This window comes from Streptomyces sp. NPDC053432, assembly GCF_055585365.1.
Genome location: NZ_JBVJKF010000027.1, coordinates 33,214 through 55,033, shown reverse-complemented (window position 1 = coordinate 55,033; position 21,820 = coordinate 33,214). Strand labels below are relative to the sequence as shown.

General features: G+C 74.4%; 18 protein-coding genes and 1 riboswitch. Of the genes, 9 read left to right on the top strand and 9 right to left on the bottom strand.

Annotation, left to right across the window (positions count from 1 at the left end):
- Window positions 1-24 precede the first annotated feature (24 nt).
- The 4 genes from ACZ6Y1_RS32565 to ACZ6Y1_RS32550 all read left to right on the top strand — a co-directional run bounded on the left by ACZ6Y1_RS32565 (window position 25) and on the right by ACZ6Y1_RS32550 (window position 3,923).
- On the top strand, window positions 25-1,473 hold the full coding sequence (locus tag ACZ6Y1_RS32565; protein ID WP_469638353.1) for a peptidoglycan D,D-transpeptidase FtsI family protein: 1,449 nt from the start codon (window positions 25-27) through the stop codon (window positions 1,471-1,473).
- Between the two features lie 70 nt (window positions 1,474-1,543).
- Window positions 1,544-2,032 (top strand): GNAT family N-acetyltransferase, encoded by a 489-nt coding sequence (locus tag ACZ6Y1_RS32560; protein ID WP_469638350.1) that lies wholly within the window; start codon window positions 1,544-1,546, stop codon window positions 2,030-2,032.
- A 57-nt stretch (window positions 2,033-2,089) separates the two neighbouring features.
- Window positions 2,090-2,797, top strand: coding sequence for a DsbA family oxidoreductase (locus ACZ6Y1_RS32555; protein WP_469638346.1), 708 nt, complete (start codon window positions 2,090-2,092; stop codon window positions 2,795-2,797).
- A 70-nt stretch (window positions 2,798-2,867) separates the two neighbouring features.
- Window positions 2,868-3,923, top strand: a complete 1,056-nt coding sequence (locus tag ACZ6Y1_RS32550) for an aminotransferase class V-fold PLP-dependent enzyme (RefSeq protein WP_469638344.1) — start codon at window positions 2,868-2,870, stop codon at window positions 3,921-3,923.
- Between the two features lie 3 nt (window positions 3,924-3,926).
- On the opposite strand, the gene ACZ6Y1_RS32545 is transcribed toward ACZ6Y1_RS32550, so the two are convergent.
- The gene (locus ACZ6Y1_RS32545; protein WP_469638341.1) at window positions 3,927-5,012 is read right to left on the bottom strand and encodes a pyridoxal-phosphate-dependent aminotransferase family protein; all 1,086 of its coding nucleotides are present in this window, start codon (window positions 5,010-5,012) and stop codon (window positions 3,927-3,929) included.
- An 86-nt stretch (window positions 5,013-5,098) separates the two neighbouring features.
- Here ACZ6Y1_RS32545 and ACZ6Y1_RS32540 point away from each other — a divergent pair, with 86 nt between their 5' ends.
- Both ACZ6Y1_RS32540 and ACZ6Y1_RS32535 read left to right on the top strand, forming a co-directional pair.
- Window positions 5,099-6,184, top strand: a complete 1,086-nt coding sequence (locus tag ACZ6Y1_RS32540) for an amidohydrolase family protein (protein ID WP_469638338.1) — start codon at window positions 5,099-5,101, stop codon at window positions 6,182-6,184.
- A 263-nt stretch (window positions 6,185-6,447) separates the two neighbouring features.
- Entirely contained in the window at window positions 6,448-7,335 is an 888-nt protein-coding gene (locus ACZ6Y1_RS32535; RefSeq protein ID WP_469638335.1) for an SCO1860 family LAETG-anchored protein, read from the top strand.
- Window positions 7,336-7,862: 527 nt separating this feature from the next.
- Here the strand turns inward: ACZ6Y1_RS32535 and cobC are convergent.
- Window positions 7,863-9,314, bottom strand: a complete 1,452-nt coding sequence (gene cobC / locus ACZ6Y1_RS32530) for an Rv2231c family pyridoxal phosphate-dependent protein CobC (protein ID WP_469638332.1) — start codon at window positions 9,312-9,314, stop codon at window positions 7,863-7,865.
- A 62-nt stretch (window positions 9,315-9,376) separates the two neighbouring features.
- Here cobC and ACZ6Y1_RS32525 point away from each other — a divergent pair, with 62 nt between their 5' ends.
- Window positions 9,377-10,108, top strand: coding sequence for a ZIP family metal transporter (locus tag ACZ6Y1_RS32525; RefSeq protein WP_469638329.1), 732 nt, complete (start codon window positions 9,377-9,379; stop codon window positions 10,106-10,108).
- A gap of 2 nt (window positions 10,109-10,110) precedes the next feature.
- On the opposite strand, the gene ACZ6Y1_RS32520 is transcribed toward ACZ6Y1_RS32525, so the two are convergent.
- The 7 genes from ACZ6Y1_RS32520 to ACZ6Y1_RS32490 form a co-directional block, all read right to left on the bottom strand.
- A complete protein-coding gene (locus ACZ6Y1_RS32520; RefSeq protein ID WP_469638326.1) occupies window positions 10,111-11,523 on the bottom strand; it encodes a cobyrinate a,c-diamide synthase in 1,413 nt (470 codons plus the stop codon).
- Entirely contained in the window at window positions 11,517-12,116 is a 600-nt protein-coding gene (cobO, locus tag ACZ6Y1_RS32515; RefSeq protein WP_469638323.1) for a cob(I)yrinic acid a,c-diamide adenosyltransferase, read from the bottom strand. The genes ACZ6Y1_RS32520 and cobO overlap by 7 nt, the downstream gene beginning before the upstream one ends.
- Window positions 12,116-14,236 (bottom strand): putative cobaltochelatase, encoded by a 2,121-nt coding sequence (locus ACZ6Y1_RS32510; protein ID WP_469638320.1) that lies wholly within the window; start codon window positions 14,234-14,236, stop codon window positions 12,116-12,118. Before ACZ6Y1_RS32510 ends, cobO begins: the two co-directional genes overlap by 1 nt.
- A 277-nt stretch (window positions 14,237-14,513) precedes the next feature.
- Window positions 14,514-16,034, bottom strand: a complete 1,521-nt coding sequence (locus ACZ6Y1_RS32505; RefSeq protein ID WP_469638317.1) for a cobyric acid synthase — start codon at window positions 16,032-16,034, stop codon at window positions 14,514-14,516.
- Window positions 16,031-17,017, bottom strand: a complete 987-nt coding sequence (locus ACZ6Y1_RS32500) for a cobalamin biosynthesis protein (protein ID WP_469638314.1) — start codon at window positions 17,015-17,017, stop codon at window positions 16,031-16,033. Before ACZ6Y1_RS32500 ends, ACZ6Y1_RS32505 begins: the two co-directional genes overlap by 4 nt.
- Before the next feature lie 58 nt (window positions 17,018-17,075).
- A riboswitch (cobalamin riboswitch) is annotated at window positions 17,076-17,158 on the bottom strand.
- 139 nt (window positions 17,159-17,297) lie between these two features.
- Entirely contained in the window at window positions 17,298-17,519 is a 222-nt protein-coding gene (locus tag ACZ6Y1_RS32495) for a hypothetical protein (protein ID WP_469638311.1), read from the bottom strand.
- Window positions 17,520-17,547: 28 nt separating this feature from the next.
- Window positions 17,548-18,816, bottom strand: a complete 1,269-nt coding sequence (locus ACZ6Y1_RS32490; protein WP_469638308.1) for an inorganic phosphate transporter — start codon at window positions 18,814-18,816, stop codon at window positions 17,548-17,550.
- A 323-nt stretch (window positions 18,817-19,139) separates the two neighbouring features.
- Between ACZ6Y1_RS32490 and ACZ6Y1_RS32485 the strand changes: the two genes are divergently transcribed.
- Both ACZ6Y1_RS32485 and ACZ6Y1_RS32480 read left to right on the top strand, forming a co-directional pair.
- A complete protein-coding gene (locus ACZ6Y1_RS32485) occupies window positions 19,140-20,270 on the top strand; it encodes an alpha/beta hydrolase (RefSeq protein ID WP_469638305.1) in 1,131 nt (376 codons plus the stop codon).
- Between the two features lie 117 nt (window positions 20,271-20,387).
- Window positions 20,388-21,791, top strand: a complete 1,404-nt coding sequence (locus ACZ6Y1_RS32480; protein WP_469638302.1) for a hypothetical protein — start codon at window positions 20,388-20,390, stop codon at window positions 21,789-21,791.
- Window positions 21,792-21,820: the final 29 nt, after the last annotated feature.

Below are 21,820 nucleotides of genomic sequence, written 5' to 3'. Positions count from 1 at the left end.
GCGGCTGGGACGTCCTTCCGGGGGATGAACAAGACGATCAGGCGTGCGTCGGTCTTCTGTCTGCTCCTGGTGCTGGCCCTGCTGGTCCGCGTCACCTGGGTGCAGGCATACCAAGGCCAGGCCCTCGCAGACGACGAGCACAACCGGCGAAATGTCATCGGCAAGTACGAGAACCCGCTGGGCAACATCATCGTGGGCGGGGAGGCGATCACGGGCTCGGTGCAGACGGGCGGCAAGGACTTCGCGTACAAGCGGACCTACACCGACGGCCCCCTCTACGCACCGATCACCGGCTACAACTCCCCGGCCTACGGCGCGAGCATGCTGGAGGGCATCTACAAGAACATCCTCAACGGTTCCGACAGCCGGCTGAAGACCGTGATGGACACGCTCACCAACAAGCGGGCCTCCCCGGGCAACGTCCTGACCACCATCGACAAGGAGGTGCAGAAGGCCGCCTTCGACGCGCTCCAGGGCAAGCAGGGCGCCGCCGTGGCCATCGACCCCGCGACGGGCGAGATCCTCGCGGTCGTCAACAACCCCTCCTACGACCCGGGTCGCATCACCGGCGCCAACGACAAGGAGGCCTGGGCGGAGCTCTCCGCGGACAAGGGCAAGGCCATGGAGAACGTGGCGCTGCGCAAGCCCCAGGCACCCGGCTCCACCTTCAAGCTGGTCACGCTCGCGGCGGCCATCGAGAACGGCCTCGTCACGAACCTGGACCAGCCGACCGGTACCCCCGACCCGTACACCATCCCCGGTACCCGCACCCTGCTGCCCAGCGAGGCGGGCTCCGCGGCCTGCAACAACGCGTCGCCCCGCACCGCGCTGCGGCTGTCCTGCAACAACGTCTTCGCGGAGCTCGCGCACAAGCTCGGCCAGGACAAGATGCGGGCCATGGCCGAGAAGCTCGGCTTCAACACGCAGATCGACACCCCGGTCCGCACCAACCCGCCGAGCAAGTACCCGTCGAAGAAGATGTCCGTCGACCAGGTCGCGCAGACGGGTATCGGCCAGTTCGACGTGCAGGCCACCCCGCTCCAGATGGCGATGGTGACGGCCGCGATCGAGAACGGCGGCAAGCTCGTCGCCCCGCACATGGTCTCCGAGGTCACCGACGCGAGCGGCAACGTGCTGCAGAGCTTCAAGGACCCGAAGTCCCAGCAGGTCATGAGCGAGAGGACCGCCTCGATGATCCGGGACGCCATGAGGACGGTCGCCACCGAGGGCGGCGGCAAGCCGGCCCAGGTGTCGGGCGCCGAGGTGGGAGGCAAGACCGGTACCGCCCAGCGCGGCGTCAACAACAGCCTCTCCCCGCTGGCCTGGTTCACCTCGTACGGCAAGAAGAGCGGCAAGCAGATCGCCGTGGCCGTCGTGATCGAGAACTCGGACACCGACCGCTCCGAGATCGGCGGCGGCAAGCTGGCCGCGCCCATCGCCCAGAAGATGATGGCGGCGTGGCTGGGGAAGTAGCCGTGGCCGAAGAAGAGGGCAGGGCCGACGCGCCGGGAACCGACACGGGTCCCGGCGCGTTCCCCTTCCCATGATCAGGACCGCGCAACCCGCCGACCTCGACGCCATCGCAGCCCTCCACACCAGGGCCAGGGCCACCTACTACCAGGGCCACATCCCGGAGCAGGCCTACGCGGGCGACGCCGAGCTCACGCGGACCAGGGAGGCCTGGTCACGGGCCGTCGCCCGGCCCGCCACCGAGGGCCGAGTGCTCTGCGCGGAGGAGGACGGCGAGGTCACCGGGGTCGCCGCGTTCCTCACCGCGGACGGCGAGACGACCCTGACCCAGCTCCACGTCGACCCGGTCCACTGGCGCCGCGGCACCGGGGCCGCCCTGCACGCGGCCTGCCTCGATGTCTGGAGACGCGCCGGAGTCAGCCGGGTCCGCCTCGAGGTCTACGAACACAACCTCCGCGCCCAGGCCTTCTACGCCCGCCACGGCTGGCTCCCCGCCCCGGCCGCAGGCCGCACCGGCTCCCACCGCACCCTCTGGCTCACGGTGTCGCCGTCCGGGGAATGAGACGCCCCGGCGAGTGGTTGAAGCGGAAACCGTTCACAACCGGAGAGAAGAAGGAACATGCGCGTCGAGATCTGGAGCGACATCGCCTGCCCGTGGTGCTACATCGGCAAGGCCCGCTTCCACCAGGGGCTGGCCGGATTCGCCCACCGCGACCGGGTCGAGGTCGTCTTCCGGTCGTTCGAGCTGGACCCGGGCGGCGCCAAGGGCGTCACCTCCCCCGTCCTGGAGATGCTCGCCAAGAAGTACGGCCGCACCCTGGACGAGGCGCGCGCCATGGAGGAGCACGTCGCGGCCACCGCCCGCGCCGAAGGCCTCGACTACCGCACCGACGGCCGCGACCACGGCAACACCTTCGACATCCACCGCCTGCTGCACCTGGCCGCCGCCCGCGGCCGCCAGGAGGAGCTGCTCGACCTCGCCTTCCGTGCGAACTTCGCCGAGGTCCGCTCCGTCTTCGACCCCGAGGTGCTGGTCGCTCTCGCGGTGGAGGCCGGGCTGGACGAGGCCGAGGCCCGCGCCGTCCTCGCCGACGGGTCCGCCTACGCGGACGAGGTCCGTGCCGATGAGCGCGAAGCCGCCGAACTGGGCGCGAACGCCGTGCCGTTCTTCGTCCTCGACCGCCGCTACGGGATCTCCGGCGGGCAGCCGGCCGAGGTGTTCACCCGGGCCCTGGAGCAGGCGTGGGCCGGACGAGAGGTCGAGGAGCCGGCCACCGCCGCCCAGGCGTGCGAGCCGGACGGAGCCTGCCCGGTCCCGCAGGCATAAGCGTTGCTTGGAGAGGGCGCGTAAAACTCGCCAATGGACTTTGGGTTGGTCCTGGCGCAGAGTGGAAGCCATGGACCTTCCGATCTTCGCAGCGGCCCGTGCCGAGTTCGCCCACTCCACCACCTATCTCAACACCGCCAGCTGCGGTGTGCTCCCGCGGGCCGCCGTCGCGGCCGTACGGGAGCTCGCAGAGGCCGCGGGGGCCGGAATCCCCGCCGGATTCGGCGACTTCGACCGCGTCGGCCGGGTCCGGGCCGCCTTCGCCCGGCTGGTCGGCGTGGACGTCCGGCGGGTCGCCCTGGGCTCGGCCGTCTCCACCCACGGCGGCCTCGTCGCGACATCGCTCCCCTCGGGAGCCGAAGTCCTCTGCGCGGAGGGCGACTTCGCCTCCGTCATCAACCCGTTCGTGGTCCGCGGCGACCTCAAGGTGCGGTTCGCGCCCCTCGAATCCCTCGCCGAGGCCGTCGGTCCCGCCACCGCCCTCGTCGCGGTCAGCGCCGTGCAGTCCGCGGACGGGCGGACGGCCGACCTGGCCGCCGTGCGCGCGGCGACGGCGGCGCACGGGGCCCGGATGCTCGTTGACGCGACCCAGGCGGTCGGCTGGCTCCCCTTCGACGCCTCGCCGTACGACTACACGGTCACCGGCGGCTACAAATGGCTGCTCGGCGGCCGCGGAGCCTCGTACCTGACCGTGTCGGAGGAGGCCCAGCACACCCTGACCCCGATCAACGCCGGGTGGGTGGCGGCGCAGTCCATGTGGGACGCCATCTACGGTCCCATGCCGCAACTGGCCGAAGGAGCCCGCCGATTCGACGAGACCCCGGCCTTCCTCGCCTACCACGCTGCCGAGCCCTCGCTGGCGCTGCTGGAGCGGATCGGCATCGAGGCCGTCCACGCCCACGACACCGCCCTGGCCGCCCGCTACCGGGCCGGCCTGGCCCGCCTCGGCCACGAGCCCGTGCCCGGCGAAGCGGCCATCGTCTCGGTGCCGGGCCTCGCCGACCGGCAGCCCGCACTGCTGGCGGCCGGCGTCGCCGCCTCCGTCCGCGCGGGCTCCCTGCGCGCCTCGTTCCACCTCTACAACACCGAGGCGGACGTGGACCGGCTCCTCGACGCCCTCTGCTGACGGCTACCGCGCCCGTACGGCCTCCCAGGCCGACTCCGCAGCGGCCAGCGCCCGCCCCGGCTCGGCCCCCACGGCCGCCGCGAGCGCCGTCAGGGAGGCGCGGACGGCCGGGAGCGAAGCCGCCGCACCGTAGTGGTTGACCCGGATCATCTCCCGCGCCAGCGCCCCGCCGCCCGCGGCGAGCGGCGCGGCCGGGTCCGCCACCAGCGCCTTGGCCACCACCAGCGAGGCCTCCTCGGCCCGCAGGGTGGTGGCCACCGGCGCGGCCTCCGCCGCCCGGCCCACGTACGGAGCGAGCCCCAGCAGGGCCGCACCGGCGCGGGTCGCCGCCGCGGCGGCCGCGTGCCGGGCCGTCACCGAGGACAGCCCCTCCTCCGCGATCCGGTCCAGGCAGGCCTCCAGCGCCAGCATCTCCAGCTGCGCGGGGGCGTGCGGCAGCGCCTTGCGCCCGGTGTCGATCCAGCGCTCCTTCCAGTCGAGGAGCGAGAGGTAGGAGCGGCGCGGAGCCGCGGGGTTCCCGGCGAACCGGGCCCACGCCCGGTCCGACACCGAGACCGCCGACACCCCGGCCGGGCCGCCCATCGCCTTCTGCGCACCGATCACGCACAGGTCCACGCCCCACGCGTCCACCAGCAGCGGCTCCGCGCCGACCGAAGCCACCGCGTCCACCATGAACAGCGCCCCGTGCTCCCGTACGGCCTCGCCGATCTCCGCGACCGGGTTGGTGTTACCCGTCGCGGCCTCGGCGTGGACCAGCGAGACGAAGTCGATCTCCGGGCGCCCGGCCAGCGCCCGCGCGACCGCCCCGGCCGTCACGGCGGTGTCGAAGGGGACCTCCAGGTCCACCACGTCCGCCCCGCAGTCACGCAGCCAGTTGCCGAACGTGGCCCCGTACGGCCCGGTGACCACGTTCAGCGCGGTCGAACCGGGCCGGGCGCCCGAGCGGATGCACCCCTCCAGCGGCAGCAGCGCCTCGCCCTGCGTGATCACCACGTCGTGCCGGGTGGAGAGCAGCTCCGCGACCCCCCGTTCGATCGACGCGAAACGCTCGGCGGTCAGCGGCGGGAGGTCCAGGAGGGGGTGGGACACGTGGGCGCTTCTCTCTTCGTCCGGGCTGTCCGGATACGTCCGGCCATTCCTCCAGAGCCTACCGAGCACGCCGTTACAGTGCCGACATGAGCGATGTGCTGCATGTGAAGGGGCGGGTCCTCGTCGGTCCCGACGAGGTCCGCGACGAGCTCTGGGTGGTCGGCGGGAAGGTCTCCTACGAGCGCCCGCGCACGGCCCGCGAGGTCACCACCGTGACCGGCTGGGCCCTGCCCGGACTGGTCGACGCGCACTGCCACGTGGGACTCGACGCCCACGGTGCGGTCGACGCCGCGACCGCCGAACGCCAGGCGCTCACCGACCGGGACGCCGGCACGCTCCTCATCCGCGACGCCGGATCGCCCTCCGACACCCGCTGGGTCGACGACCGCGAGGACCTCCCGAAGATCATCCGGGCCGGCCGGCACATCGCCCGCACCCGCCGCTACATCCGCAACTACGCGCACGAGATCGAGCCGGCCGACCTGGTCGAGTACGTCGGACGCGAGGCGCTGCGCGGCGACGGCTGGGTCAAGCTCGTCGGCGACTGGATCGACCGGGACGCCGGGGACCTCACGGCCTGCTGGCCGCGCGCCGAGGTCGAGGCCGCCATCGCCGAGGCGCACCGGCTGGGCGCCCGGGTCACGGCCCACTGCTTCGCCGAGGACTCGCTGCGCGACCTGGTCGAGGCGGGCATCGACTGCATCGAACACGCCACGGGCCTCACCGAGGAGACCATCCCCCTCTTCGCGGAGCGCGGCGTCGCCATCGTCCCCACCCTCGTCAACATCGCCACCTTCCCGAAGCTGGCCGCCGGCGGCGAGGCGAAGTTCCCCGACTGGTCGGCGCACATGCGGCGGCTCCACGAGCGGCGCTACGACACGGTCCGCGCGGCCTACGACGCCGGCATCCAGGTGTACGTGGGCACCGACGCGGGCGGCTCCCTGCCGCACGGCCTGGTCGCGGCCGAGGTCGCGGAGCTGGTCAAGGCCGGGATCCCCGCCCTGGACGCCCTGTCGGCCACGGCCTGGGCGGCACGCGCGTGGCTCGGCAGGCCGGGCCTCACCGAGGGCGCACCGGCCGATCTCGTGGTCTACGGCAGCGATCCGAGGGCCGACGTCCGTGTGCTCGCCGAGCCGCTGCGGGTGGTACTGAACGGCAAGGTCCGCTCCTGAGCGCCCCGTTGACGCCGGGCGTGACGTCCGTCCGGCCCCGTCGTTGGAATGGTCCCCGCCCGGTACGAGAGGGAACCCCTGTTCCGCACGGGACGTGAAGAATCGAATGGGCACGCGGAAACCACCCTTTGGGGTGAAGTGACGCCAGGTGCCCGCCCATTCACCCACAGTGCGTAAGGATTCCGAGGGTAGAGGCCGTCGGCGCGCGCGGTGTCCCCCATCGGCGGCGTGACGGCACCCATCTCCTCGGGGGTTCCACGACCTTGAACCGCAACACCTTCCGCATGCCCGCGGCCGTCCTGCTCGCCACGGGGGCGGTCGCCCTGCTCGCCGCTCCGCCCGCCTTCGCCACGGGAGGCGGTGAGGGCAAGGCGGGCGCCGTCGTCCTGAGTGCCGGACTGGACGTGGGCCTGCTCAACAAGACCGTGCACGTCCCGCTGAAGGCGACCCTCAACGAGGTCAACGCCCCCGCCACGGCGGAGAAGACGGCGCTGGCCGTCACCCTCGACGGGGTCGAGGGCGGCGCGCCGGTCAGCGTCCTGCGCGCCGACGTGGCCACCTCCAAGGCGACCGTCGACAAGAACCGGGCCGAAGCCGAGGCCAACCTCGCGAAGGCCAGGGTGCACGTGCCGGGCCTGCCCGCGCTCTCCCTCATCGAGGTGGAGAAGGTCACCTCCAAGGCGGTGTGCGAGGCCGGCAAGCAGCCGGTCGCCACCTCGAACGTCCTGGGGTCGGTGACCGCGCTCGGCAAGAAGACCACCGTGACCGCGGGCGGGCCCCCGACCAAGGTCGAGGTCCCCGGGGTGGGCCTGGTCACCCTGGAGCTGTCCGGTACGCAGACCACCTCCACGACCGCCGCCGCGACGGCGCTCCGGCTGAAGGTGTCCGTGAACCCGCTGAAGCTCAACGTGGCGGAGGTGGAGGGGGAGATCGTACTGGCCGAGGCGCACTGCGAGGCGCCGGCGGCGCCGAAGCCGGACGTGAAGCCGCAGACGGCCACGACGACGACCACGACCACGACCACGAGCTCGACCCACGCCAACCTCGCCGAAACGGGCGGCGGTTCACCGACGCCGTACGTCGCGGGGGGCGCGCTGATCCTGCTCGGTATCGGGGCGGGGGCGCTGGTCATGAGCCGCCGGCCGTCGTAGCGGGCGCCGCTGAGCACCTGGAGGGGGGTGCTCAGCGGTCCCCCTGCGCGGGCCGGTGGCCGGTGCCGCTCCCCACGCCGCCCTTCCCCGTTCCCGGGCCTCCGCCGCCCCCGGTCCTCAACCGCCGGACGGGCTGTCATGCCGGGGGCTCCGCCCGGCCCCGCGCCTCAAACGCCGGCGGGGCTGAAAGACCCGGGGCTCCGCCCCGGACCCCGGTCCTCAAGCGCCGGACGGGCTGGACGGCCGGGGGCTGCGCCCGGACCCGCGCCTCAAACGCCGGCGGGGCTGAAAGACCCGGGGCTCCGCCCCGGACCCCGGTCCTCAAACGCCGGACGGCTGGAGGGTGCGGACGGGCCGGAACCATCCAGCCTCGCCGGCGTTTGAGGCGCGGGGTCCGGGGCGGAGCCCCGGCAGCGGCGCTGCAGCCGAACCGACAACCCCGGGGCGGAACCCAGGGCAGCGGCGCTGGAGCCGAACCGACAACCCCGGGCGGAGCGCTGGGCAGGGGTGCTGCGGGCGGGGGTTCGTCAGTACGCGGCCAGCGTGAGGGCGTGGTCCAGGGCCTGGAGCAGTCGTCCCGTCGTGGCCCGGTCGCGGACCGCCAGCCGCAGCCAGGACCGGTCCAGGCCGGGAAACGTGTCCCCCCGCCGCACCGCGAAGCCGAGGCCGCGCAGCCGCGTCCGGACCTCCGCCGCGCCCGCCACCCGGATCAGGACGAACGGGCCCTCCGCCACCCCCGCGACCGACACCTCGTCGAACTCCGCCAGGCCGGCCAGCAGATGCGCCCGGTCCACCGCGATCCGCCGCGCCGCCTCCTCCGCCTCGGCCAGCGCCGCCGGCGACACGCACGCCTCCGCCGCCACCAGCGCCGGCGTCGACACCGGCCACAGCGGCTGCGCCGCGGCCAGCTTCGCGATCACCTCCGGCTCGGCCAGTACGTAGCCGATCCGCAGCCCCGCCAGCCCCCAGGTCTTCGTCAGGCTCCGGAGCACCACCAGCCCCGGTACGTCGGTCCGCCCCGCCAGGGCCTCCCGTTCGCCCGGGACGGCGTCCATGAACGCCTCGTCGACGACCAGGATCCGCCCCGGCCGGGCCAGCGCGGCCAGCGTCGCCGCCGGGTGCAGGACCGACGTCGGGTTGGTGGGGTTGCCCACCACCACCAGGTCCGCCTCCTCCGGCACCGCCGCCGGGTCCAGCCGGAACCCGTCCTCCGCCCTCAGCAGCACCCGCTCCACCCGGTGCCCCGCATCCCGCAGGGCCGCCTCCGGCTCGGTGAACTGCGGGTGCACCACCACCGGCCGTACGGCCCCCAGCGCCCGCGCGATCAGTACGAACGCCTCCGCCGCCCCGGCCGTCAGCAGCACCCGCTCGACCGGAAGCCCGTGCCGCGCCGCCACCGCCGCGCGCGCCGACCGGCCGTCCGGGTAGGCGGCGAGGTCCCCGAGCGAGGCGGCGATCCGCTGCTTGAGCCACTCCGGGGGCGTGTCCGACCGTACGTTGACCGCGAGGTCCACCAGCCCCGGGCCGGCGTCGATCACCTCCGCGTCCCCGTGGTGCCGCAGGTCGTGCGCCTGCGCCGTCGCGACCGCGCAGGTCGCCGCCACCGACCGCCGCTTCGGTACCAGGAGTTCGCCGCCGGCCGCCAGCGCCGCTGCCTCCGCCACCGAGGGCGTGCCGGTCGCCTCGCGCACCGCTTCCGACGGGTGCGGCACCCTGATCGCGGCCAACTGCTCCGCGGGATAGCCGACCAGCGGCACGCCGAAACGTTCCGCCGCACCCGCTATCCCCGCCTCGGCGGCCTTCGACTCCACCGTGGCGAGCGCCGTCACCGCCTGCGAGGCCAGCCCGGCCCCGCGCAGCGTCTCCTCCACCAGGGCGCAGACCTCCGCCACGGAGACCCCCGCCCGTCCGCCGACACCGACCACCAGCTGCGTCACGTACTCGCCCACCGGGGATCCTCCCTCCGTTTCGTCAACCATCCGCCGCCCGCCACCCGCGCGCGGACGTGCGCGCGGGCCGGGGAGTCGGTATTCAGGGCCACATGGCCGTGATCGTGGCGTTGGGCGCGTTCCTGATGACGCTGGCGGGCGGATGGGCGGCGCAGCGCGTCACCGACCGCCGCCACCTCGTGCTGGGCCTGGCCGGCGGGCTGATGCTCGGCGTGGTCGGCCTCGACCTGCTCCCGGAGGCCCTGCACGCGGCTGGCGGCGAGTTCCTCGGCGTCCCGCTCGCCCTGCTGCTCTTCGTGGCCGGGTTCCTCGTCGCGCACGTCGCCGAACGGCTCCTGGCCGTACGGCAGGCCGCGCACGGCGCCGAGAACGGCCACGGACACCGGGTCCCGCAGGTCGGCCTCACCGCGGTGGCGGCCATGGTCGGCCACAGCCTCGCCGACGGCATCGCCCTGGGTGCGGCCTTCCAGGTCGGCGGGGGGATGGGGGTGGCCGTGGCGCTGGCCGTCATCACCCACGACTTCGCCGACGGGTTCAACACGTACACGCTGACGAGCCTCTACGGCAACGACCGCCGCAAGGCCCTGCTGATGCTCCTCGCGGACGCCGTCGCCCCCGTCGTGGGCGCGGCGTCCACTCTGCTGTTCACCCTTCCGGAGGAACCCCTCGGCGCGTACCTCGGGTTCTTCGGAGGGGTCCTGCTGTACCTGGCCGCCGCCGAGATCCTGCCCGAGGCCCACCACAAGCACCCCGCCCTGTCCACGCTGCTGTGCACCGTGGGCGGGGTGGCCGGGATCTGGCTCGTGGTGGGCCTGGCGGACTGATCTCACGGCCGGCCCGCCGCCGCTGCTTCCACGAACCGGCGCGCGACGGAAGGCTCCGCCGCCCAGTGCGTGTGCAGGTAGCTGGCGTGCACACCCCCCTGTACGAAGCCCTCGACGCGCCGCTCCGGGTGCGTGAACCCCCACGCGGGGGCCGCACCCGCACCCGGCTCGATCACCGTGCGGTGGAACTCGTGCCCGCGCAGCCGGGTCCCGGCGGGCGCGAGCGCGCTGTCGGACACCGCGACGGCCTCGCGGTAGCCCAGCGTGAGGCGCTCCGACATCCGCGCGTCGGCGTCGAGCACCCCGCACATGGGCTTCCCGTCGAGGGACCGGGCGAGGTAGAGCAGCCCGGCGCACTCGGCCGCGACGGGGCCGCCGGCTGCCGCGTACGCGGCCACGGCCTCGCGGAGCCGCTCGTTCGCCGAGAGCTCCGGGGCGTAGACCTCAGGGAAGCCGCCGCCGATCACCAGGCCGGTGGTTCCTTCGGGAAGTGCCTCGTCGTGGAGCGGGTCGAAGGTGACGACCTCCGCCCCCGCGGCCGTGAGCAGCTCAGCGTGCTCGGCGTACGAGAACGTGAACGCCGGGCCGCCCGCGACCGCGATGACCGGCGCGGCGCCGTTGCCGGGGACTCCGCCCCCGGACCCCCGCGCCTCGAACGCCGGCGAGGCTGGGATCGCAGACGCGGGCGACCACGGCTCGCAGGCCAGCGGAGGGGCCGTCCGGGCCAGCGCCATGAGCGCGTCCAGGTCGCACCCGGCCCGGACCTGCTCGGCCAGCGCCGAAACGGCGGCCACCGCGTCCGCCCGCCGCTCGGCGACCGGTACCAGCCCCAGGTGCCGGGACGGCGCGGCCACCTGCGGAGCACGCCGCAGCACGCCGAGGACCGGCATCCCCGCCTCCTCCAGGGCCTCCCGCAGCATCGCCTCGTGCCGGTCGGAGCCGACCTTGTTCAGGATCACGCCCCCCAGCCGCACCTGCGGGTCGAAGGACGCGAAGCCGTGCACCAGCGCCGCCACCGACCGCGACTGCGACGACGCGTCGACCACCAGCACCACCGGCGCCCGCAGCACCTTCGCCACCTGCGCCGTCGACGCCAGCTCACCCCGGCCCGCCGCGCCGTCGTACAGCCCCATCACGCCCTCGACCACGGCGAGGTCGCACCCGGCGGCCCCGTGCGCGAACAGCGGGGCCACCAGCTCCGGCCCGCACATGAAGGCGTCCAGGTTGCGCCCCGGACGGCCGGTGGCGAGCGCGTGGTAACCGGGGTCGATGTAGTCGGGCCCGGCCTTGTGCGGGGACACGGCGAGGCCGCGCTCCGAGAAGGCCGCCATCAGGCCCGTGGCGACGGTGGTCTTGCCGCTGCCGGAGGACGGCGCGGCGACGACCAGCCGGGGAACGTTGGACGAGGTCACCACTCGATGCCCTTCTGGCCCTTCTGGCCGGCGTCCATCGGGTGCTTGACCTTGGTCATCTCGGTGACGAGATCCGCGAACTCCAGCAGCTTCTCCGGCGTGTTGCGGCCGGTGATCACCACGTGCTGCGTGCCGGGACGGTTCCGCAGCACCTCGATGACCTCGTCGACGTCGATCCAGCCCCAGTGCATCGGGTACGCGAACTCGTCGAGCACGTACAGCTTGTGCGTCTCGGCGGCCAGGTCGCGCTTGACCTGCTCCCATCCCTCCTTGGCGGCCTGCTCGTTGTCGAGCTGGGCGTCCCGCTGGACCCAGGACCAGCCCTCGCCCATCTTGTGCCAGACGACGGAGCCGCCCTCGCCGGAGGCGCCGAGCACCTTGAGCGCGTTCTCCTCGCCGACCTTCCACTTCGCCGACTTGACGAACTGGAACACCCCGATCGGCCAGCCCTGGTTCCAGGCGCGCAGCGCCAGCCCGAAGGCCGCCGTGGACTTGCCCTTGCCGGGGCCGGTGTGGACGAAGACGAGCGGACGGTTACGGCGCTGGCGCGTCGTGAGCCCGTCGTCCGGAACGACGGTCGGCTGTCCCTGCGGCATTACGCGGCCCTCCTGGAGACGCTGTTGAGTGACGCAGTGTGGGTCACTGCGGTACGTACGTTCTTCACGAGCCCGGCGAGCGAGTCGGCCCGCAGCCCGTCGAGGGTGACGGCGGGCGCGCCGAGGTCGGCGGCCAGTACCCCGGCCAGCCCCAGCCGGACCGGCCCGGACTCGCAGTCCACGACCACCGACGCGACGCCCTCCGCGGCCAGCAGCCGGGCACTGCGCCCCGAGAGCTCGCGCGGATCGCCGCCGACGGCCCCGGCCGACGTGGCCCGGCCGTCGGTGACCACCACCAGCAGCGGCCGGCGGCTCGGGTCGCGCAGCCGCTCGATCCGCAGTACCTCGTGGGCCTTGAGCAGCCCCGCGGCGAGCGGGGTGCGGCCTCCGGTCGGCAGCTGCTCCAGCCGGGCCGCCGCCGCGTCCACCGAGGACGTGGGCGGCAGCGCGAGGTCCGCGCCGGAGCCGCGGAAGGTGATCAGGCCGACCTTGTCCCGGCGCTGGTAGGCGTCGAGCAGCAGCGAGAGCACCGCCCCCTTGACGGCGCCCATGCGCTGCCGGGCGGCCATCGAACCCGAGGCGTCGACGCAGAACAGCACGAGGTTGCCCTCGCGGCCCTCCCGCGTTGCCTGCCGCAGGTCGTCCTTGCGGATGACCAGCCCGCGTCCGGCCCGGCCGCGCGCCTTCTGGTGCGGGGCGGCCGCGTGCACGGTCGCCGCCAGGTGCAGCTTCGTCAGCTGGCCGCGGGGGCGCTGCGAGCCGGTGGTCCGGCCGTGGGCGGTACGGGCGCGCGAACGCCGTCCGGCCGCGCCCTCGCCGAGCCCCGGCACGCTCAGCACCTTGGTCCGGAACGGCTCGGCGGCCCGTACGGCGGCCTGCTCGGGAGCCGCGCCGCCCTGCTGGGCGGAGGGCTGCGGGGTGTCGGGCCGCTGCTCCGGGGCCTGCTCGGGTGCCTCGGGCGCCTCGCCGGCCCCGGCCGGGCCGCCGCCCTCGGGACCGGCGCCCTGCGGGGGTGCACCGCCGCCCCCGTCGGGGCCGCCGCCGTCGTCGTCCGGCCCCTCCGGCTCGGGCCGCGGCCCGTCCGGCTCCGGCTCGGGGTCCGGCTCCTCGTCGGGGAATTCGTCGAGGATCCGGTCCAGCTTGTCCTCGTCCAGGCCCGGCGCGTCGAAGGGGTTGCGGCGCCGCCGATGGGGGAGCGCCAGCAGGGCCGCCTGCCGTACGTCCTCCTTGCGCACCTCGGTCCGCCCGGCCCAGGCCGCCAGCGCGGTCGCCGTCCGGGCCATCACGATGTCGGCCCGCATGCCGTCGACCTCGAAGCCGGCGCAGGTCGCGGCGATCTGGAGCAGCGCGGTGTCGCCGAGAGCGACCTTCGGGAGCAGCGCCCGGGCGGCCACGACGCGGGCGCGGACCTCGTGTTCGTCGCCCGCCCAGCGGGTCGCGAAGCCCGCCGGATCGTCCTCGTACGCGAGCCGGCGGCGCACCACCTCCACCCGCTGGGCGGGCTCGCGGGAGGCCGCGACCTCGACGGTCAGCCCGAAGCGGTCGAGGAGCTGCGGGCGCAGCTCGCCCTCCTCGGGGTTCATCGTGCCGACGAGGAGGAAGCGAGCGGCGTGACGGACGGAGACGCCCTCGCGCTCCACGTACGAGGCGCCCATCGCGGCTGCGTCGAGGAGCAGGTCGATCAGGTGGTCGTGGAGGAGGTTGACCTCGTCGACGTAGAGGATGCCGCGGTGCGCGTCGGCGAGCAGCCCCGGCTCGAAGGCCTTCACGCCTTCGGACAGGGCCCGTTCGATGTCGAGGGCGCCGACGAGGCGGTCCTCGGAGGCGCCGACGGGCAGCTCCACCATCCGGGCGGGGCGGGCGTCGCCGGCACCGGGCTCGTGCGGGCCGTCGGGGCAGGCGGGGTCCGGTGCGGCGGGAGCGCAGCTGAACCGGCATCCCGGGACGACGTCCACCTGCGGCAGCAGGGCCGACAGGGCGCGCACGGCGGTGGACTTGGCGGTGCCCTTCTCGCCGCGCACGAGCACCCCACCGACGGCGGGGCTCACGGCGTTGAGCAGGAGCGCCAGCCGCAGGTCGGTCTGGCCGACCACTGCGGTGAACGGGTAGGGCGTGCTCATGCGGTGCTCACTCCTTCTGTACGGGTACGCGTGCGCGGGCGGGTGTTGATGCGGGTGCCGGTGCCGGTGCCGGTGCTTGCGGTCCGTGCGGGGCGGGCGGGGGCGCGGGGGCCGCTGCGCGGAGCTGCTCCCCGCCCCGCCCTTTCACCGTTTCCCGGGACTCCGCCCCGGACCCCGCGCCTCAAACGCCGGCGGGGCTGGAGGGTCTGGGGGCGGTGCCCACAGTGTCCGGAAGGGGCGGGGCGGGGGAGAGCCGCCCGCAGGGCGCCGGCCGCACTCACGGCGCGCCCGGCGGGAGGAACGGGAGGCCGGCAGGGGCGCCGCCCTCGATCAGCCGCAGCAGGGCATCCGTATCCGAGTGTTCCTCGATCAGATCCCCGAGCAGGTCCAGCTGTTCCTCCCGCAGCGCGGAGAACGAGGTGTCCGGGGCCGGCACGAAGCGGCGGCCCGCGGCCGTGGCCACCTCCCGCAGGAAGGCCCGGCGGAAGCCGTCCGACTCCAGCGAGCCGTGCCAGTGGGTACCCCACACCGACCCGACCCGGCACCCGTCCAGGAACGGCTCCCCACCCAGGACCTCGGCCACCCCGTGGTGGATCTCGTACCCGTCCACGGGCTCACCCAGGGCGGAACCCGACGGCCGGGCCAGGGTCTTCTCCACGGCGAAGCGCACGCGGACCGGCAGCAGCCCGAGGCCCTCCACCTCGCCCGCCCGGGACTCGACGTCGTCCGAGATCCGCTCGCCCAGCACCTGGAACCCGCCGCAGATGCCCAGCACCGGCCGCCCCTGCGCGGCCCGCCGCGCGAGCGCGTCCGCGAGACCGCGCTCGCGCAGCCACTCCAGGGCCTTCACCGTGCCGCGGGTACCCGGTACGACGACCAGGTCCGCGTCCGCCAGCTCCTCGGCCCGGTCCACGAACCGCACCACGACCCCCGGCTCCGCCGCGAGCGCGTCGACGTCCGTGAAGTTCGACATCAGCGGCACCGCGCACACCGCGACCCGCAGCACGTCCTCGCCGACCGGCGGGGCGACGACCGACTCGCGCACCGCGCCCCGCAGGGAGACCCGCAGCCCGTCCTCCTCGTCGATCCCCAGCCCGTGCCGGAAGGGGAGGACGCCGTACGTCGCGCGCCCGGTGAGGGAGCGCAGCATCTCCATGCCGGGCTCCAGCAGCGAGACGTCGCCGCGGAACTTGTTCACCATGTAGCCGGCGATCAGCGACTGGTCCTCGGGCGACAGCAGCGCCGTCGTGCCGAAGAAGGAGGCGAAGACCCCGCCCCGGTCGATGTCCCCGACCACCACCACCGGGAACCGCGCGGCCCGCGCGATCCCCATGTTCACGATGTCGGTCCGGCGCAGGTTGATCTCGGCCGGACTGCCCGCCCCCTCGCAGATCACGGCGTCATACGTGCCCCGCAGCTGCTCCAGGCAGTCCGTGACGATGCCGAGGAGCTGTTCCTGCCGCCCCCCGTGGTAGCCGCGGGCGCTCATCTCGCCGACCGGCTTGCCCAGCAGCACCACCTGGCTGCTGCGGTCGCTGCCGGGCTTGAGCAGGACCGGGTTCATCAGCGCGGTCGGCTCCACGCGGGCGGCCTGGGCCTGCATGGCCTGGGCACGCCCGATCTCGGCGCCCTCCAGGGTCACGAAGGAGTTCAGCGACATGTTCTGCGCCTTGAAGGGCGCGACCTTGACGCCCTGGCGGACCAGCCAGCGGCAGATGCCCGCGGTGACGACGCTCTTGCCCGCGTCGGACGTGGTGCCCGCGACCAGCAGTCCGCCGCCGCGCCTCGCGCCGTTCATGCGCGCCCCCTCAGTGATGTCCGCGATGTACGAGATGTCTGGGATGTCCGCGATACCAGCGTCCGCGCCGCGACGCAGGCGCCCAGCGCCAGCCAGGTCACCCGCCGCGACAGCCGTACCGCCCGTTCGATGTCGGCGACCTCGACGGGCCGCCCCGTCCCGCCGTTGAGCACGGCCCGGTGCTCGACCCGGCCGCCGTACGAGAGGGTTCCGCCGAGCCGTACGCCGAGCGCCCCCGCGAAGGAGGCCTCCACAGGTCCGGCGTTCGGGCTGGGGTGCTCGGCCGCGTCCGCGCGCCAGGCCCGGACCGCCCCCCGACGGTCCGGGCCCGCCGCCACCGCGGCGAGGGCCGTGAGCCGGGCTCCCGGCCAGCCCGCCAGGTCGTCCAGGCGGGCGGAGGCCCAGCCGTAGCGCCGGTAGCGGGGGGACTTGTGGCCGACCATCGCGTCCAGGGTGTTCACGGCGCGGAAGAACAGCAGCCCGGGAACGCCGGCCACGGCCCCCCACACCAGGGCGCCGACCACCGCGTCGGAGGTGTTCTCCGCGACCGACTCCACGACGGCGCGGGCCATCTGCTGCTCGTCCAGGGACTGCGGGTCGCGCCCGCACAGGTGGGGCAGCCGTTCCCGGGCGACGTCGGCGTCCCCGGCGGCGAGCGCGCCACCGATGGCGCGGGCCTCCCGGCCCAGCGAGGTGCCGCCGACGACGGCCCAGGTGGCGGCGGCGGTCAGGGCGATGCGGGCGGCCGCGGGCCGGGAGCGCACGGCGCGGGCGCCGAGCGCGCCGACGGCGGCGGCGCCCCCGGCGCACACCAGGGTGTGCAGGAGGCCCCGGGCGCGGTCGTCGCGCCACAGGGCGCGCTCGACGGCGGCGGCGGTTCGTCCGAAGGCGGCCACGGGGTGCCCGCGGCGCGGATCACCGAGGATCCGGTCGCCGATCAGGCCCGCCGCGGCGCCGTACGCGAAGACGCGATCGGCACGCATGGTGGCAGGTATGTCCTCACTCAGGGTCCGCGCCCTGGTTCGACGTGTCCGGCGGCGAGAGTTCCTGGCTCCCGGGGCGCACTCGGCGGAGTGCCCCGGTGACAGTGGCGGGACCGCGCCGGATTCGCACCGGACTTCCTCTCCATGCCGCCGTATTGGCTCGGGCAGTCCACCACGCACCGCGAACGCCCGTCAACTCGCCGTTGACCTGCGACGGGGTACGCGAAAACTCCCCCCGGGAGAAACCCGGAGGGAGCGTTCACACGTGGTGTCCCGCGTCCTACGAGACGATCAGGTAGATCCCGTAGCCCACGGCCACCGCGACGAGCGCGAAGCAGGCGTACGCGCCGCTGCGGGCGAGGGCGGCGCTGCCGCCCTGCTCGGTCGCGGCCTCGTGCTTGGACAGGCCCACCAGGCCCAGGGTGAACAGGGCCACGAGGGCGACGGTGGCGGAGAGGCTGACTCCGAAGACGGAGCCGAGGGCTGCCCAGTCGATCTTCATACCGCTGATTCCTCTGTCGTTCTCGGGGTCAGACCGCCGCGGCCGGGGCCGCGGGGGTCGTCGTCGCGGCCGGGATGGTGGCCTTGAGGTCGCCATCGGTCACCGCGGTGCCGGTACCGGCGGCGGCGACGGTCGGCGGCACGGTGACGGCGGCCATGGCCGTGGTGACCACACCCGGCTCCTCGGCGGCCGCCGGGGCCACGTCGTTGACGTTGTTGTGGTCGACGACCTGGCGGCGCGAGATGAACCAGATGGCGGCGCAGGAGGCGACCAGGAAGACCGCCACGGCGGCGACGCCCACGTCACCGGTACGCATGATCAGCTCGGCGCCGGCGGAGACCAGGGCGGCGGCCGGCAGGGTCAGGCCCCAGGCGATGAACATGCGGGTCGCGGTGGACCAGCGGACCACGCCGCCCCTGCGTCCCAGGCCCGCACCCATGACGGCGCCGGAGCACGCGTGGGTGGTGGAGAGGGAGAAGCCGAGGGAGGAGGAGGCCAGGATGACGCTGGCGGCCGAGGTCTGGGCGGCGAAGCCCTGCTGCGGCTGCAGGTCGGTCAGGCCGGAACCCATGGTGCGGATGATGCGCCAGCCGCCGAGGTAGGTGCCCATCGCGATGGCCATACCGGCCGAGACGATGACCCAGACCGGCGGGTTGGAGCCGGGGGCGATGGCGCCGCCGGCGACGAGCGCCAGCGTGATGATGCCCATCGTCTTCTGCGCGTCGTTGGTGCCGTGCGCGAGGGAGACGAGACCGGCCGAGGCGATCTGACCGGCGCGGTAACCCTTGGCGGAGGTCTTCTCGCCGACCTGGCCGCCGATCTTGTACGTGACCCGGGCAGCCAGCATCGAGGCCACACCGGCCACGATCGGGGCGGCGACGGCGGGGATCAGGACCTTGGTGACGACGACGTCGCCGTTGACCGCTCCCATGCCGGCGGACGCGACCGCGGCGCCGATCAGACCGCCCATGAGGGCGTGCGAGGAGCTGGACGGCAGGCCGATCAGCCAGGTGACGAGGTTCCACAGGATCGCGCCGACCAGGGCGGCGAAGATCACTTCCGGCTGGATGCCCTCTTCGTTGACGAGGCCCTTGGAGATCGTCTTGGCGACCTCCACGGACATGAACGCGCCGACGAGGTTGAGCACGGCGGACATTGCCACCGCCGTCTTGGGCTTGAGGGCGCCGGTCGAGATGGTGGTCGCCATCGCGTTGGCTGTGTCGTGGAAACCGTTCGTGAAGTCGAACACGAGAGCGGTGATGATCACGATCCCGAGGAGAAGCGTTATGTGCTCCATTTACCCAGGCTTCTGTTTGGCGTCAGTGGCTCGCCGACCGTAGGCAACCTGGGTGAACGGAAGATGAACTGGCATGGGCGGAGCGGTGTACCGGCCAGTGGCCCGATCGGAGCATTCGTCCGGATTCTCCCGTAGATAACTCGATAAATGCACGTCAAAGCGGGGTGAACGAACCCCTCCGCCCCGGCTCCGTGGCGTATACGGCCCCGTGTCGCGGGCATCGAAAGAGACCTAGATCACGCCCCCCCGGCGCAGCTTCCGCGCGGACCGCGGAACGATCTCCTCCGGTGGCCCGCCGACGCTCACGCACCGACACTGGAACGGTGCGTACCGCCACAGCGACGGCAGCGGCCGTCACCACGACGCTCCTGGGAGCCGGCGCGGCCGCCGTCGCGGCCGGCCGGTACGCCGCCGACGCGGCCCTGCGGCCCGAGCCCGGCCGCCCGCTGCCCGGCGGCGCCCGGCTCAGCGTCCACTCCACCGCCGTCGGCCGGGTCACGCTGACCCGCACCCTCGCCTCCCTGCGCCCGGGCACCTACGGCCTGACCGCACCCGGGGTGCACGCCGTCGTCGGGCCCGTGGTCACCGGCGCGGAGCACGACCCCGACGCCGTCGTGCGACGGCTCGTCGCCGTCACCCACGGCAGCCTCGACCCCGGCACCCGGGTCCGGATCACCCCCCAGGTCCACATCGGCAACCCGCGCACCGCCCTCGGGCTCGACCACGCCGACGTGGACGTCCCCGGGGAGCTCGGCGCGCTGCCCGCCTGGTTCGTGCCCGAGGACCGCGACACCTGGGTGATCACCGTGCACGGCCTCGGCGGCACCCGGGAGCACCCGATGGTGGTCATGCCGTTCCTGCACCGCAGCCGCTTCCCCGTCCTCGACCTCGCCTACCGGGGCGACCTCGGTGCCCCCGCGTCCCCGGACGGCATCGGCCACCTCGGTGAATCGGAGTGGCGCGACGTGGACGCCGCCATCCGCTACGCCCTGCGCTACGGAGCCCGGCGGGTGATCCTGCACGGCTGGTCCACCGGCGCCACCATGGCCCTGCACGCCGTCGAGCGTTCCGCGCTGGCCGACCGGATCTCCGGTCTGGTCCTCGACTCGCCCGTGCTCGACTGGCACGAAACCCTGCGCAGGCTGGCCGTGGCCCGCCGCACCCCGGCCCCCGTGGTGCCGCTCGCCGTCTGGGCCGCCGAGGGCCGCGCGGGGCTGCGCGCGGACCGCCGTCCGCCCGGCTCCGACCCGGGCGCGCTGCGCGTCCCCGTCCTGGTCTTCCACGGCCCCGACGACACGCTCGCCCCCTGGGGGCCCTCCCGCCGGCTGGCCGCCGCCCGCCCCGACCTCGTCCAGCTGCACACCGTCGACGGGGCCGAACACGGCGCGATGTGGAACGCGGACCCCGCGGCCTACGAGGAAGCCCTGCGCCGCTTCCTCACCCCATTGATGTGAAGACCGTGAGACGAAGGAGCGTCTGAGGGGATGTTGTCCGGGTCTGTCACCCGGGCGAGCAGTGGTAACGGCCGATTCCGTTTGGGCTTTCGGCCGGTGACGGGCGAGACTGCTTCCGTGACGTCCCGAAAGCCTGATGAGCAGTTGGCTCGCGACTCCAGACTCCGACTCGTCTCCCCGCGTTCGGTCGCCGCGGCCCGCAAGGCGGTGACCGACCGACGCACCCGGCCCGCCCAGCGGCCCCCGGCCGGCACGCCCGCCACGGCCGACCTCGCGAACCGGGCCCGCGCCTCGCTCGCCGACGCGGTGCGCCTGAGCCGGTGGGCCGAACTCAACCTCGGTTCCGGCGACGGGGGCAGGCCCGCACCCACCGGCGCCCTGCCGGCCGTCGACGTCGAACGCGCCGCCGGGGAACTGAACCTGACGCACGGCCAGATCCGCGTCGGCTGGGACCGCGCCCGGCTCGCCGGCCTCGTCGAGGTGCACGGCGGCCACGCCCGGCCCGGCTGGCGGCTGCGCGCCTGGGACCGCGACGACTCCGCCGTCCTGCGCGGCTGGGTCGCCCTCTTCGACGCCTGGTCGCTGGTCCACCCCGCCCCGGCCGACATCGCCCCCGAGGCCGTCGCCGAGGTCGTCGAGGCCATGCCCCAACTCCTCTCGCTGCTCCAGCTGTCGGCCGGCCCCGTGACCGTCCCCGACCTGCTCGACCTGCTCGGGCAGCGCGTCGCCGAACTGCGCGACGAGCGCTGCGAGGTCCCGTACGAGGACCCGCCGCAGGCCGCCGGGACCGGCGCCGCCGTCCCGCTCGCCCGGCTGCTGCGCTGGGCGCTCGGCGGACTCGCCGCCGTGGACGCCGTCACCCTCGGCCCCGCTCGGGCCGCGCTCACCCCCCTCGGCAGCTGGGCGGTCTGGGTCAAGCTGGAGCAGATCTGCGTCGCCGCGCAGAGCCCGGCCGGCAACATCGAGCAGTCCGCCGCCGCCATGCTGCACGGCTGCGCCCGGCTCACCCCCGGACCCGCCCGCGCCGAGTACCGGGCCTGGCTCGCCGCCCGGCCGGTCGGCCACGCCGTCAGCGAGCTGCTGCACGCCGCCCGCGGCGAGGACGCCCTGCTGCGCGGCCTCGCCTTCGAGGCGCTGCGCGTGGTCGGCGCCCCCGCCGAGCCCGAGGTGCGGGCGGCGGTACGCGAACCGGCCCTGCGCCCCTACGCCCTGCTCTGGCTCGCCGAGCACGACGGCGTCGACCCCGACGAGGCGCAGGACGTCCTCACCGCCGAGGAGTCGACCTGGCTCTGGGTGGACACCGCGGCCGCCATCGCCGACCACGGCGAGGCCGAGCTGCTGGCCCGCCACCTGGACTCGGCCGTGCGCACCACCGTGCCCCGGCTGCTCGACGAGGTCCGCGCGGTCGGCCACCCGCGCACCGTGCAGGTACTGGTCGCGCTGGCCGCGGCCCACCCCGACCCGGCCCTCGCCAAGGCGGTCCGCCGTGCCGCCTTCCAGGTCCACACGGGCGGCGGCTGACGGCCGCGCCGTGCGCGTACGCGCCGCGG